16 protein-coding genes are annotated in these 12,251 nt (G+C 58.1%); 12 read left to right on the top strand and 4 right to left on the bottom strand.

The window, feature by feature from the left end; genetic code table 11:
- Positions 1–96: 96 nt before the first annotated feature.
- Positions 97–984 carry a sugar kinase gene (locus tag FE702_RS00310; RefSeq protein WP_147124223.1) on the bottom strand — a complete coding sequence of 296 codons (888 nt, stop codon included), beginning with the start codon at positions 982–984 and terminating at the stop codon, positions 97–99.
- Between the two features lie 238 nt (positions 985–1,222).
- Between FE702_RS00310 and FE702_RS00315 the strand changes: the two genes are divergently transcribed.
- The 7 genes from FE702_RS00315 (at position 1,223) to FE702_RS00345 (ending at position 7,531) form a co-directional block, all read left to right on the top strand.
- Positions 1,223–1,885, top strand: a complete 663-nt coding sequence (locus FE702_RS00315) for a Crp/Fnr family transcriptional regulator (protein WP_147124224.1) — start codon at positions 1,223–1,225, stop codon at positions 1,883–1,885.
- A 96-nt stretch (positions 1,886–1,981) separates the two neighbouring features.
- Positions 1,982–2,188, top strand: coding sequence for a YgaP family membrane protein (locus tag FE702_RS00320; RefSeq protein ID WP_147124225.1), 207 nt, complete (start codon positions 1,982–1,984; stop codon positions 2,186–2,188).
- Positions 2,189–2,191: 3 nt separating this feature from the next.
- The gene (locus tag FE702_RS00325) at positions 2,192–2,623 is read left to right on the top strand and encodes a YeeE/YedE family protein (protein WP_147124226.1); all 432 of its coding nucleotides are present in this window, start codon (positions 2,192–2,194) and stop codon (positions 2,621–2,623) included.
- A 3-nt stretch (positions 2,624–2,626) separates the two neighbouring features.
- The gene (locus tag FE702_RS00330) at positions 2,627–3,064 is read left to right on the top strand and encodes a DUF6691 family protein (protein ID WP_147124227.1); all 438 of its coding nucleotides are present in this window, start codon (positions 2,627–2,629) and stop codon (positions 3,062–3,064) included.
- Between the two features lie 13 nt (positions 3,065–3,077).
- On the top strand, positions 3,078–3,962 hold the full coding sequence (locus FE702_RS00335; protein ID WP_147124228.1) for an MBL fold metallo-hydrolase: 885 nt from the start codon (positions 3,078–3,080) through the stop codon (positions 3,960–3,962).
- Between the two features lie 26 nt (positions 3,963–3,988).
- A complete protein-coding gene (locus tag FE702_RS00340; protein ID WP_147124229.1) occupies positions 3,989–5,668 on the top strand; it encodes a bifunctional protein tyrosine phosphatase family protein/NAD(P)/FAD-dependent oxidoreductase in 1,680 nt (559 codons plus the stop codon).
- Positions 5,669–5,779: 111 nt separating this feature from the next.
- On the top strand, positions 5,780–7,531 hold the full coding sequence (locus FE702_RS00345; RefSeq protein ID WP_147124230.1) for a SulP family inorganic anion transporter: 1,752 nt from the start codon (positions 5,780–5,782) through the stop codon (positions 7,529–7,531).
- 45 nt (positions 7,532–7,576) lie between these two features.
- On the opposite strand, the gene FE702_RS00350 is transcribed toward FE702_RS00345, so the two are convergent.
- From FE702_RS00350 to FE702_RS00360, 3 genes are all read right to left on the bottom strand, one after another.
- Positions 7,577–8,632 carry a YeeE/YedE family protein gene (locus tag FE702_RS00350; RefSeq protein WP_147124231.1) on the bottom strand — a complete coding sequence of 352 codons (1,056 nt, stop codon included), beginning with the start codon at positions 8,630–8,632 and terminating at the stop codon, positions 7,577–7,579.
- 69 nt (positions 8,633–8,701) lie between these two features.
- Complete coding sequence (locus FE702_RS00355) at positions 8,702–9,067, bottom strand: ArsR/SmtB family transcription factor (RefSeq protein ID WP_147124232.1); 366 nt, start codon at positions 9,065–9,067, stop codon at positions 8,702–8,704.
- 54 nt (positions 9,068–9,121) lie between these two features.
- A complete protein-coding gene (locus tag FE702_RS00360; RefSeq protein WP_147124233.1) occupies positions 9,122–9,484 on the bottom strand; it encodes a hypothetical protein in 363 nt (120 codons plus the stop codon).
- Positions 9,485–9,556: 72 nt separating this feature from the next.
- On the opposite strand from FE702_RS00360, the gene FE702_RS00365 reads away from it, so the two are divergent.
- The 5 genes from FE702_RS00365 to soxZ all read left to right on the top strand — a co-directional run bounded on the left by FE702_RS00365 (position 9,557) and on the right by soxZ (position 12,247).
- The gene (locus tag FE702_RS00365; RefSeq protein WP_147124234.1) at positions 9,557–10,297 is read left to right on the top strand and encodes a cytochrome c biogenesis CcdA family protein; all 741 of its coding nucleotides are present in this window, start codon (positions 9,557–9,559) and stop codon (positions 10,295–10,297) included.
- 10 nt (positions 10,298–10,307) lie between these two features.
- Complete coding sequence (locus FE702_RS00370) at positions 10,308–10,874, top strand: thioredoxin family protein (RefSeq protein ID WP_147124235.1); 567 nt, start codon at positions 10,308–10,310, stop codon at positions 10,872–10,874.
- A 101-nt stretch (positions 10,875–10,975) separates the two neighbouring features.
- Positions 10,976–11,443 carry a sulfur oxidation c-type cytochrome SoxX gene (soxX, locus tag FE702_RS00375; RefSeq protein ID WP_147124236.1) on the top strand — a complete coding sequence of 156 codons (468 nt, stop codon included), beginning with the start codon at positions 10,976–10,978 and terminating at the stop codon, positions 11,441–11,443.
- A 30-nt stretch (positions 11,444–11,473) separates the two neighbouring features.
- On the top strand, positions 11,474–11,893 hold the full coding sequence (gene soxY, locus FE702_RS00380) for a thiosulfate oxidation carrier protein SoxY (protein ID WP_147124237.1): 420 nt from the start codon (positions 11,474–11,476) through the stop codon (positions 11,891–11,893).
- A 24-nt stretch (positions 11,894–11,917) separates the two neighbouring features.
- Positions 11,918–12,247 carry a thiosulfate oxidation carrier complex protein SoxZ gene (gene soxZ, locus FE702_RS00385; protein ID WP_147124238.1) on the top strand — a complete coding sequence of 110 codons (330 nt, stop codon included), beginning with the start codon at positions 11,918–11,920 and terminating at the stop codon, positions 12,245–12,247.
- The last annotated feature ends 4 nt before the right edge of the window (positions 12,248–12,251 follow it).

Raw genomic sequence — 12,251 nt, forward strand, 5'->3', positions numbered from 1 at the left:
CGTTTACCTCAGAAGGCGTGGATCAATAACGGCGGCACTGGACCGGTTTCGCGCTGCCCGCGCCTTGCGGGTGTTCCTGTCTTCAAGGGGTGCCGGCTAAGCTATCGCCCCATGGACCGCGACAACTCGGCGGGCGATCTCGTGGGCGCGATGAGCGGCTTTTGTTGCCGTGGCTCCGTCCGCGATGGCCGCAAGGAATGCTCCGTTAAAGCTGTCGCCGGCACCGGTGGTATCGACAACTGTCTCAGCCGGAGCAAAGTCTTTCCTAACATCGTGGTCAGGAAAGGGACAGGGACCCACGGCCCCTCTCTTGAGGGCGCCGAATGTCGCGCCGGACGCCAATAGGCGGTCAATGATGGCGCTGTCGGACGTGCCTTCAAAGAGTGCCTGTTCATCTTCGATTGTTGGTAGGGCTATGTCGGTGATGCGCCACAGCGCGCTTATGGCGTCGCGGGCCTCGTCCATGTTGTCCCACAGGTGCGGCCGATAGTTTGAGTCGAACGCGATCTTGGCTCCCGCGTCCTTGGCTTTGCTAAGGGCGGCCAAAAGGTTTCCGCGGCCCTTCGGGCTCAGGATCGCCAGCGTGATGCCGGAGAGGTAGATGATATCGTTGCCGGGGAGGGCTTCGAATTCGCATGCCCCGGTATCTTCAAAGAGCGTCTTCGCGGCGGATGTATCGCGCCAGTAGTGAAATGATCGTTCTCCCTGTGCGTCCGTTCGGATGGCATAAAGCCCCATTGCGCGTGTCGCGTGTCGGCGGACATAGGACGTGTCGATCGCTTCGGACGCCATGAAATCAAGGGCTTCGCCCGACAGCACATCCGGTCCTAGGGCGCTGACCAACCGTACGCGTGTGCTTTGGTTTGCAGCGCGGGCGCAGTAAACGTCCGTGTTCAAAACGTCGCCGCCGAAGGAAACCCGCAATCCTCCGGCATTCGTGATTTCGCCCAGCGGTTCGCCGATGCAGGTGATTGTGAATGTCATGTGGTTGCCCCTTTGAGTTTACCTCATCCGAGCGCGCGTCCGGCGTCAACATGAAGGGGGGCGGGTCGATGCCGCCAAAGTGACTGTGACAAGTGTGGCAGTTGAAATCCGAGAAGTTGCGCCCGATGTGTTGGCGGCAAAAAGGGTGCACAGCGTTGGGTGTTGCCGCGTCGCGTAACGCGTGCGCCTTTGCCTTTCCATCCTCGCATTCAGCGACCTTGCCGATTAGGACAGCCTCATGGATGAACAATGGATCACCAAGTTTCAGGGCCTGAGCCGTCTGCCAGCCGACATTCGTGCCGAGCTTGAGGCGGGAAGCGAGATTGTGAATGTCACGGCGGGGACACAGATATTCGCCCCCGGTCAAACAGCCGATAACCTTTGGTTGCTGTTGGACGGAACGGTGAAGGTTCAGCAGAAGTCCGAAACGGGTCGTGATGTGTTTCTGTATCGGGTCCATGCAGGGGAAAGCTGCGTCTTGACGACTGCCAACATGTTGGCGTTCGAAGAGCATTCGGCAGAAGGCACCGCCGAAACGGATGTGCGTGCCGTGGCCATTCCGCGCACGACATTTGATGACCTTGTGTCGAAATCACCGGTCTTTCGCGAATTCGTATTCACTGCCTATTCCCGGCGTATCACTGATCTTTTTGTCTTGATCGACGATATCGTTTTTCAGCGGATGGATGTGAGGTTGGCGTCGCGTCTGCTTGAACTGGCAGATGACAACCATATCGTCCGGGCTACACACGCGGCTCTCGGGACCGAGTTAGGCACCGCGCGCGAGGTGATTTCGCGGACACTCGCCGAATTTCATCGCCGGGGATGGGTCGATCAGGCCCGTGGAGAAGTACGCTTGCTGAACCTCGAAGGGCTGCGCCAACTGGCCAATTCATCCTAAATCTGTCTTTCGTCCAGAGTTTGGTGACCAAGTCACCAAAGGTCCGCGCCCTCATATGCAATGGTGTGAATACGTTGATTCGTGAGGGCTCAAAACATGATGACGAATATGGGAACAATTGATCGCGGCGGACGGCTCGTGATCGCGGCAGTTCTGGCTTTTCTGGCGCTCGGCACAGGTGCGCTGTCCGGCGTGCTGTTCTGGATCGCGCTGGTGGTGGCGGCTGTGTTTACGCTGACAGCGCTGGTCGGGAACTGCCCGCTTTATCGCATTGTCGGTTTGAAAACCTGCAAGGACTGCTGATCCATGGAAACAGTGTTCACGCCTTGGGCGTCGCTTGCCGGCGGCGTTTTGATTGGTTTGGCTTCGATCCTTCTGATGCTGTCGCTTGGCCGTATCATGGGCGCGACTGGCGTGTTGGCTGGGCTGTTTCAGCCGCGTGACGGGGCGGATTTTCAGTGGCGCGCCGCCTTGCTAGCGGGGATGGTGACGGGTCCCGTCGTCGTATGGCTGGCGACCGGTGCCATGCCAGCCGTTGAGGTTCCGATTTCGACAGCTGCGCTGGTCCTCGGCGGCATCCTTGTGGGCATCGGTGTCACCTATGGATCGGGCTGTACGTCCGGCCACGGTGTCTGTGGCATGGCGCGGCTAAGCCCGCGATCCATCGCGGCCACCGTGACATTCATGATCTTCACAGGCGTGACGGTATTTGTCGCGCGCCACGTTATCGGAGGCTGATCGATGAAGCTGATCTCAACCTATCTGATCGGTCTTGTCTTTGGCGTTGGCATTTCGATTTCCGGTATGGCCAACCCAGACAAGGTCTTGAATTTCTTTGATGTTGCCGGAACCTGGGACCCATCCTTGATCTTTGTCATGGGCGGTGCGCTTGTGACGACCTTTGTCGGCTATCGCATCGTTTTGGGGCGCAAAGAACCCCTATTCGAAGGCCGCTTTAGCCTGCCGACCGCGCGCACCATTGATGCCCGGCTGATCGGTGGTTCGGCCCTGTTCGGAGTTGGTTGGGGCATCGCAGGGTTTTGTCCCGGTGGTGCTCTGCCCGCGCTCGGCACAGGCCGGTGGGAGGTCTTTGCCTTTACCGCTGCGCTGGTCGTCGGAATCCTGATCGCAAAATTCATCCAATCTATCGGTGCGTCTCGTGCGCAGACCGCTTCCTGAGGAGGAACAGACAATGTCCGACTACCCCCTTGATATCTCGGTGAAACCAGACGTTCAGGCGTTCTTTGACGAGGCGACAAACACGATCACCTACATCGTCAAAGATCCGGCGTCGAATAGCTGTGCCATCGTCGATAGCGTCATGGATATCGACTATGCGGCTGGCCGCATCACCTTTGATCATGCTGACGAGTTGATCCGCCAGATTGAGACGCAAGGCCTCAAGCTGGAGTGGATCATCGAAACCCACGTCCATGCCGACCACCTGAGCGCTGCGCCGTATCTGCAAGAGCGTCTGGGTGGCAAGATCGGCGTCGGGTCCAAGATTACGATCGTTCAGGACGTGTTTGGGAAGGTGTTCAACGAAGGCACCGAGTTCCAGCGTGACGGAAGCCAATTCGATGCCCTGTTCGAAGATGGCGACAGCTACATGGTGGGCGAAATGAAGTGTTTTGCCATGTACACACCCGGCCACACGCCTGCATGCATGGTCCATGTCATGGGCGATGCCGCCTTTGTCGGTGACACGCTGTTCATGCCAGATGGCGGATCGGCACGGTGCGATTTCCCCGGCGGCTCTGCCGAAGAGCTTTATGACAGCATCCAGAAGGTCTTGGCCCTGCCGGATGAAACCCGCCTGTTCATGTGTCACGACTATGGCCCGAACGGTCGCGCGATTGCCTGGGAAACCACGGTTGCTGAACAAAAAGCCGAGAACATCCATGTCGGCGAAGGCAAGACGAAGGCGGACTTTGTCAAATTCCGCACCGAACGTGACGCACAATTGGCCATGCCAAAGCTGATCATCCCATCGCTGCAAGTGAACATGCGTGCGGGTGAGGTTCCAACCGACGCAGATGGCAATCCAATGCTCAAGGTTCCGGTTAACGGGCTGTAATCAGCTGCGGCTGGAGGAGACTTTTCATGGACATCAAAAAGATTAGCAACAAGGTCTCGGTCAGCCCGCAGATCACGGCAGCCGATGTGAAGGATATCGCGGCTCAAGGGTTCCGCGCGATCATCTGCAACCGTCCTGATGGCGAAGGGGCGGATCAGCCAACCTTTGAGGAAATCGAAGTGGCGGCCATGGCGGCTGGTCTAGATATCCGCTACGTGCCGGTCACATCCGGCATGGTCCGCGATGAAGACGTGGCCGCGTTTGGCGAGGCGCTGAAGGATGTTCAACGCCCGGTTCTGGCCTATTGCCGCTCAGGGACACGGTCCGCGACGCTGTGGTCGTTTCACGAAAGCAAGAAACGCCCGATGCCTGAAATCCTCTCTGCGACCAAGGCCGCAGGGTTTGACATGAACGGTGTTGCGCGTCGGATCGCAAACGGCGGCAAGACCCCGACAGATACCGGCGATGCGCATTTCGAGGTGGTCGTTGTCGGCGCCGGGGCAGGGGGCATTTCGGTTGCCGCCAGCCTGAAGGCCCGCAAACCTGGCCTGAACATTGCGATCATCGATCCTGCAGATATTCACTACTATCAGCCCGGCTGGACGATGGTCGGTGGTGGCATCTTTGATGCCCAATCAACCGCCAAAACCATGGGAAGCCTGATCCCGAAAGGTGTTCACTGGATCAAATCTGCGGTTGCGGCCTTTGAGCCAGCCAACAACGCTGTGGTGCTCGATGGGTGCCGCGTTGTGAAATACGACCGTCTTGTTGTCTGTCCGGGGCTTAAACTTGATTGGGCCGCCGTTGAAGGTCTGGAGGAAACGCTGGGCCGCAATGGTGTGACGTCGAACTACCGCTACGACCTTGCGCCCTACACGTGGCAACTGGTCCAAGAGATGAAGGGCGGGCGCGCCGTCTTTACGCAACCGCCGATGCCAATCAAATGCGCCGGCGCACCGCAAAAGGCGATGTATCTGTCTGGTGACGCCTGGCACCGCAACGGACGCCTCAAGGACATCGACATTCAGTTCATGAACGCTGGCGGCGTTCTGTTCGGGGTGAAGGATTATGTGCCGGCTTTGGAAAGTTACATCCAGAAATACGACGCTACCCTGAACTTCTTCCACAATCTCAAGTCGGTGGACGGTGCGGCCAAGACCGCGACATTCCGTGTGGCGCAGCCTGACACGGACGTGACAGAGGTGACAGTCGACTTCGACATGATGCATGTCTGCCCACCACAGGTCGCGCCGGACTTTATTCGCGTGTCGCCTTTGGCTGACGCTGCCGGATGGGTTGATGTGGATCAGGCGACGCTGCGCCACAAGAGCTATGACAATATCTGGTCGCTGGGTGACGTCATGAACGCACCAAATGCCAAGACCGCGGCTGCCGCGCGCAAGCAGGCTCCGACCGTGGCAGACAACATCGTCGCTGACATCGCCGGGCGTTCTCCGACTGCTGCCTATGATGGCTATGGTTCATGCCCGCTCACGGTAGAACGCGGCAAGATCGTGCTGGCCGAATTTGGCTATGGCGGTGTGCTCAAGCCCAGCTTTCCATCCTTTGTCCTCGATGGGACTAAACCCAGCCGCGCTGCGTGGTTCCTGAAGGAGACCATGCTGCCGCCGATTTACTGGAAGGCGATGCTGCGCGGTAAGGAATGGATGGCCAAGCCTGAAAATCTGGCGGTCGCTGCCGAGTAACCGCGTAACCCGATTTCGCGTAGGACCTCCCTTCCTGCGCGATGAAACTGCGGACAAGGTACAGCCCTTTTGGGCCTGTGCTTTGTCCGCCCTTTGTTTCGGAAAATATAGATGATCGACACAGTCCGCCGCTTTGTCCCCTTGCTGCAATGGGGGCGCACCTATGACCGTCAATCGCTGGCCAGCGACAGCATGGCGGGTCTTATCGTTGCTATCATGCTTGTGCCGCAAGGCATGGCCTATGCGCTCTTGGCGGGATTGCCTGCCGAGGTTGGGCTTTATGCCAGCATCGTGCCGTTGATCTTTTACGGTCTGCTGGGGTCGAGCAGGGCCTTGGCGGTCGGGCCGGTGGCAATTGTGTCGCTCATGGTGGCAAGCACTTTGGGAGAGATCGCCGAGCAGGGAAGCGCGGGATATCTGGCAGGTGCCGTTATGCTGGCCTTTCTCAGCGGCGCAATCCTGTTGGGGATGGGGGTCGCGCGGGTTGGCTTTCTGGTCAATTTCCTGAGCCATCCGGTCATTTCCGGGTTTTCCAGCGCTGCCGCGCTGATCATCGGGTTTTCGCAGCTCAAGCATCTTTTGGGGTTCGAGATCCCGCGCTCGCACCTGATTACAGAGACGATCTTGCACGCCCTGACACATATTGCTCAAGTCAACTGGGCGACACTTCTTATCGCTGCGGTATCGCTGGCGATCTTGTTGGGGTTCAAATCGCGCGTGGCTGGGGTTCTGAAGTCTACAGGTGTGTCTGCTGGTTTGGCCGATGCTATTGCAAAATCCGGGCCTCTTGTCGCTGTGGTCGTGACAACAATTGCTGTCTGGGCGCTGGCTTTGAATGATACCGCAGGGGTCAAGATCGTAGCGGACATCCCGTCTGGTCTTCCACCTCTGGCGGTTCCGGCCTTTGACGTGGATCTCGCGCGGCAATTGCTGCCTGCGGCGGCGCTGATCTCGGTCGTTGGATTTCTGGAAAGCGTCTCGGTCGCGAAGTCATTGGCCAGTAAACGCCGCCAGAAGATCGATGCCAATCAGGAGTTGATCGCGCTGGGCGCAGCCAACCTTGGGGCGGCGTTCACATCTGGCTATCCGGTCACGGGTGGCTTTAGCCGCAGCCTTGTGAACTTCACGTCTGGTGCGGTCACGCCTCTGGCCTCGATCATCACAGCGGTTCTGATCGGTATCGCCGTAATGGTTCTGACGCCGCTGCTCTTCTTTCTGCCGAAGGCGACGCTGGCGGCGATCATTGTGGTGGCCGTTGCAAACCTGATCGACATCAAGACTTTGCGCGAAACCTTTGCCTATGACCTTGCGGATTTCATGTCGCTTGTGGCGACGTTCATCTCCGTTCTTACACTGGGGATCGAGTTGGGCATCGTTGTGGGCGCGGGGCTATCGATCGTGCTATATCTGTGGCGGACCAGCCGCCCGCACATGGCGGTTGTTGGCCGTGTAGGCGACACCGAACACTTCCGCAATGTCCTGCGCCATGAGGTCAAAACAGACCCAGCCATTCTTGCGATCCGTGTGGATGAAAGCCTCTACTTTGCCAACACGGCCTATCTGGAGGATGAGATACTGGCGAGGGTTTCGGATAGCCCCGACATCAAGCATCTGGTGTTGATCATGAGCGCCGTGAACTTTATCGATGCTAGCGCTTTGGAAACGCTTGAAACCCTGACAGAGCGTTTGCGCGATGCTGGTGTTACTGTTCACCTCACGGACGTCAAAGGGCCGGTGTCAGACAAACTGCAGCGGATCGCTTTCTTTGATCATATGGGCGACGGTAAGGTTTACCTAAGCATCCATGATGCGATCACGGAGCTCTCGGCTAAGCCAACGTTGCCGCCGCGCAAAGCGGCCTGATGTGGTGCAGATACGGCGAGGTATGCTTTGTGTATTTGGCTGTTTCTATTCAGCCGGAGCAAAGCCCACGATCAGCTGCCTTAGGCCAAGGGCCGCTCCGGCAAAGATGCTGAGAAACACGATGGGCGCGCTGAAGCTCAGGGTCGAAAAAGCCGAGATGCCCTGACCGACAGAGCAACCACCTGCGATGATTGCGCCCACGCCCATGATGGCCGCGCCGCCAACCTGACGGCGCAATTCGCGGGGGTCTTCGCAAGCCTCCCAGCGGAAGTGACCCTTGATCAGTGACCCGATCCAGGCCCCGCCGAGGACGCCAAAGACGGAGCCAACGGAGAAAGACAGCGTGTTGCCGGAGGCCGTCATCAGGTAGTAAAGCGTGTCGCCCACTGGAGCGACAAAGCTGTGAGTGGTGAAGCGTTCGCCGTCAAAGCCTGTGTTTGCGACCCACCAAGAGCCAACCCAACCTGTGACGATGGCAACGCCGACGGCAGCACCCCATGCAATCTGTGACGGAGACCGCAGGAAGCGGGTGCTTGCCAAGCTGACGATCAAGATCACCGTGCCGGCCAGCATCCCCAGAAGGGACGGTGACAGGTTCAGCGCGTCACCCGCCAGATACGCGTATCCTTGCGGCTGTGCCGCGCCCTGTTCGACAGGAAAGAGCCAGATGCGCAGATGAGCGAGCGGGCCTGACATTGCAACATAGCCTGAAAGGCCCATGACCAGCACGATCACAAAGGATCGCAAGTCACCGCCGCCCAGACGGGCCAAGGCCCCGTAGCCGCAATTTCCGCAGATCGCCATGCCGTAGCCAAACAACAGACCTCCAACGACAGAAGCGAGGATCACCCATTGGACATCCAGAAAGCCGGAAGCGGTGATGTCGATGATGCCGAGCGCTGTGGCCGCAAAGGTGCCAATCATCGATACGCCGATGGCAACGCCCCACATGCGAAGGCGTCGGTCGTCGCTGGAATACAGGAAATCTTCGATGGACCCCAGCGTGCAGAACCGTCCCAGTCGCGCCGCAAGACCCAAGATCAGGCCGCCGACAAGGCCAACCAGTGCAATCGCATTCGCATCGCCGATGGTATCCAGCATATCCGATCCTCCCCAGATCGTTTGTCAGGAGACCGGCATTCTTAGGTGTTTGCTGCGGACCAGTCCTGACTACCTGCAGAACAGGTCGTAGACGGTCTCGATCATTTTGCGAGAGCGCTCGTCTGTCAAGCGATAGTAAATCACTTTGCCTTCGCGGCGGGGCGTAACCAGACCCTCAAGCCGCAGTCGAGACAACTGCTGGGACACGGCGGCCTGACGTGCAGCCAGCAAATCTTCAAGCTCCGTCACAGACTTTTCGCCAGACGCCAGGTGGCAAAGGATCATCAACCGCCCTTCATGGCCCAACGCCTTGAGAAAGTTCGCGGCAAGCTCTGCATTGGTGGCCATCGCATCCATTTCGGCGGCTGTTGTATGCTCGTCGAAAACGGGCAGGCGAGATGCGGTTTGTGTCACGATGGGCTGCTGCGAGGTCATGGTTTCTTTTCTCTCACATACATCAATGCTGTCGTTAGCGCCAGACATAGGCGCTTAAGAGCCTTCGTCCAGAGGGACGTCGGCCTGTTCAAGCATCATGCCAAGTAGGCCCCAGAAGAAGTCTTCTCCGGGGTAACCTTCGATCCGATTGATCTCTTGCCCATCGACGAGAAGCACGAAGGTTGGGGTGTAATGCAGCGTTCGTTTTAGCGTCACACCTTCGGGCAGCGGGTCATGAATGTCGTTGCGAAACAGCGGTGCGGCACGGCCTTCGGGTGTCTTGGGATAAATATCGCCAAGCTCTTCCGTCCAGCGTGCGCACCAGACGCAGCCAACCTCGTCGACCATCATCAGGCGCACGTCTTGGGCTGCCAGAGGCGCGCCCCACAGGGCGATCAGAAATAAGAGAATGCGCATTGATGGGCCCAATTGACGGTGTTCAAAACATATATGATAGTTTGAATGTATTCAAATCAAGGGCCAAAGACCATGTTCGATATTTCATTTGGTGGTGCCTTGATCGCAGGTCTGCTGTCGTTCCTGTCGCCCTGTATCCTGCCCATCGTACCGTTTTACCTCAGTTATCTCGCTGGCGTCGGCATGAACCAGATCAGTGCAGACGGCGTGATCAGCCGGGCGGTGCGCCTTCGGGCCGTCGCTGCGGCGTCTCTATTTGCCCTCGGCGTGATCACGGTCTTTGTGGCGCTTGGCGCGTCGGCCTCTTTGATTGGTCAGGCCGTGCGCGAATGGTTTGACGTCCTTCGTTACGCGGCAGCGGCTTTGATTTTTGCCATGGGGCTGCATTTTCTGGGAATTGTGCGCATCGGAATTCTGTACCGGCAATTCCGGGCCGATGCCGGAGACAGCTCGAACGTGTCCTTGGCCGGGGCTTATGTCATCGGTCTGGCGTTCGCCTTCGGATGGACCCCGTGCGTAGGACCGGTTCTGGCGGCGATCCTGTTTACTGCTGCCGGGACAGAAACCGCAGCCAAGGGGGCGATGCTGCTGTTTACTTATGGCTTGGGCATGACGCTGCCTTTTGTGATTGCGGCGCTCTTCATCGGACCGTTCATGGCCTGGATGAAACGGTTTCGGCGGCATCTGCCGCTGGTGGAAAAGGCGATGGGGCTTTTGCTGATCCTGTTCGCGGTTCTGATTGCCACGAATTCACTCAACATCATTGCGCAATGGATGATCGACACATTCCCGATCTTTGCGCGCATCGGATAGGAGGACCGATATGTTGCGACTGATTGCGATGCTGGCTTTGCTCGCGGTGCCAGCGTGGGCCGAGATCGGCGATGACGGGCTGCACAAGACATCGTGGATGCGCGAGACGTTTCTGGATCTGTCTGAGGATTTGGCTGAAGCCAATGCAGAGGGCAAACGCCTCATGATCCTGTTCGAGCAGCGCGGGTGCATCTACTGCGCCAAGATGCACGAAGAGGTGTTTCCTGACCCTCGCATCACGCAGATCATCGAAGACAACTATTTCGTTGTGCAGCTCAATCTGCACGGAGACCTCGAGGTCACTGATTTTGACGGCGAGGTGCTCAGCGAAAAGCGGATGGCTCGCAAATGGGGGATTCTCTTTACCCCCACGATGATGTTCCTGCCGCCAGAGGTGGAAGAGGGCCTTTCTGCGCCTCAGGCGGCGGTCGCTGCGATGCCCGGGGCATTCGGGCGTGGCACTGTTCTGGATCTTCTGACTTGGGTTCGTGAAGAGCGGTATCTTCTTGAAACAGATGAAGATTTTCAGCGCTATCATGCCCGCAGAATTGAAGAGCGTAGGGCCGAAAGCCAGTGAGGCAATGACTTAAATTCAAGTATTTGAATTTATCGTTGCGTCGCGCGCGGTCGGTACGCTACGGTATGCGAAAGACTGATAACAGGGTCTGGGAGGAACCTATGCGCAAACTTCTGAGCGCGACGGCACTGACACTTCTTGCCACATCGGCGGCGGCAGAGACCGCACCCGGTGATGTTAAGTTCGTTGATGGTGCGGTGGCTGAATCGTTGACCGGCGTGCCCGGAGACATGGCGAACGGCCGCGTGTTGATGAACAAAGGGGCTGGCAACTGCATCGCGTGCCACGCCGTTGGTGATCTGGCCGAGCTGGCATTTCACGGAGAAGTAGGTCCGCCACTGGATGGTGTGTCCGAGCGCTGGAGCGAGGCAGAGCTTCGCGGGATCGTTTCGAACGCAAAGATCATGTTCCCGGAATCGGTCATGCCGTCTTTCTACAAGACCACAGGGTTTACCCGCCCAGGTAACGCATACACGGGCAAAGCAGCCGAGGGTGAATTGGCTCCGCTGCTGACAGCGCAAGAGGTCGAAGACGTCGTCTCGTACCTCATGACGCTGAAATATGAGTAATCAAAGAGACTAACGGAGGCTTTGAAAGCCATGCAACTGACACGACGCAACATGCTTGCCCTGTCCGGGGGCGCCGCAGCCGCGACTGCTCTTGGTCTGCCAGCCTACGCTTCGGCAGCACAGGACGCGATTGCAGCGTTCACTGGCGGTGCTGATCTTGCTGAAGGGGCAGTGACCCTGACCGCGCCTGAAATCGCGGAAAACGGCAACACCGTTCCAATCGAAGTATCGGCGCCTGGTGCGGCGTCGATCATGCTGCTGGCAGACGGCAACCCGACGCCAGCGGTCGCGACTTTCAACTTTGGCCCGCTCAGCCCATCCCGTGGCGCTGCCACGCGTGTGCGCCTGGCCGGCACTCAGAACGTCATCGCCATTGCCAAGATGGAAGACGGCACATTCCAGCGCGCCAGCGCGGAAGTGAAAGTCACCATCGGCGGCTGCGGCGGCTAACGAACAGAACAGGAGACCACGATCATGGCATCTGGTGTTAAACCTCGCGTGAAAGTCCCAAAAACCGCTGCTGCGGGTGAGACGATCACGATCAAGACCCTCATCTCGCACGCGATGGAGAGCGGTCAGCGCAAGGACAAGGAAGGCAACGTCATTCCGCGTTCGATCATCAACCGCTTTGTCGTCGATTTTAACGGTCAAAACGTGATGGACGTTGAGATGGCACCTGCCATTTCGACCAACCCATACTTTGCCTTCGACGCAGTCGTTCCTGAAGCCGGTGAGTTCAAGTTCACTTGGTATGACGATGACGGCTCGGTTTACGAAGAAACCAAAGCTGTGGCGATCGGCTAAGCCC

Origin of the sequence: Shimia ponticola, assembly GCF_007995215.1 — a bacterium.
Taxonomy (GTDB): domain Bacteria; phylum Pseudomonadota; class Alphaproteobacteria; order Rhodobacterales; family Rhodobacteraceae; genus Shimia_B; species Shimia_B ponticola.

Coding starts and splice junctions, on each gene's coding strand:
- soxY (WP_147124237.1), top strand. CDS start 11,474: ATGCAACTGACACGACGCAACATGCTTGCCCTGTCCGGGGGCGCCGCA.
- FE702_RS00310 (WP_147124223.1), bottom strand. CDS start 984: ATGACATTCACAATCACCTGCATCGGCGAACCGCTGGGCGAAATCACG.
- FE702_RS00365 (WP_147124234.1), top strand. CDS start 9,557: ATGTTCGATATTTCATTTGGTGGTGCCTTGATCGCAGGTCTGCTGTCG.
- FE702_RS00315 (WP_147124224.1), top strand. CDS start 1,223: ATGGATGAACAATGGATCACCAAGTTTCAGGGCCTGAGCCGTCTGCCA.
- FE702_RS00350 (WP_147124231.1), bottom strand. CDS start 8,632: ATGCTGGATACCATCGGCGATGCGAATGCGATTGCACTGGTTGGCCTT.
- FE702_RS00335 (WP_147124228.1), top strand. CDS start 3,078: ATGTCCGACTACCCCCTTGATATCTCGGTGAAACCAGACGTTCAGGCG.
- FE702_RS00345 (WP_147124230.1), top strand. CDS start 5,780: ATGATCGACACAGTCCGCCGCTTTGTCCCCTTGCTGCAATGGGGGCGC.
- FE702_RS00360 (WP_147124233.1), bottom strand. CDS start 9,484: ATGCGCATTCTCTTATTTCTGATCGCCCTGTGGGGCGCGCCTCTGGCA.
- FE702_RS00320 (WP_147124225.1), top strand. CDS start 1,982: ATGATGACGAATATGGGAACAATTGATCGCGGCGGACGGCTCGTGATC.
- FE702_RS00370 (WP_147124235.1), top strand. CDS start 10,308: ATGTTGCGACTGATTGCGATGCTGGCTTTGCTCGCGGTGCCAGCGTGG.
- soxX (WP_147124236.1), top strand. CDS start 10,976: ATGCGCAAACTTCTGAGCGCGACGGCACTGACACTTCTTGCCACATCG.
- FE702_RS00325 (WP_147124226.1), top strand. CDS start 2,192: ATGGAAACAGTGTTCACGCCTTGGGCGTCGCTTGCCGGCGGCGTTTTG.
- soxZ (WP_147124238.1), top strand. CDS start 11,918: ATGGCATCTGGTGTTAAACCTCGCGTGAAAGTCCCAAAAACCGCTGCT.
- FE702_RS00340 (WP_147124229.1), top strand. CDS start 3,989: ATGGACATCAAAAAGATTAGCAACAAGGTCTCGGTCAGCCCGCAGATC.
- FE702_RS00330 (WP_147124227.1), top strand. CDS start 2,627: ATGAAGCTGATCTCAACCTATCTGATCGGTCTTGTCTTTGGCGTTGGC.
- FE702_RS00355 (WP_147124232.1), bottom strand. CDS start 9,067: ATGACCTCGCAGCAGCCCATCGTGACACAAACCGCATCTCGCCTGCCC.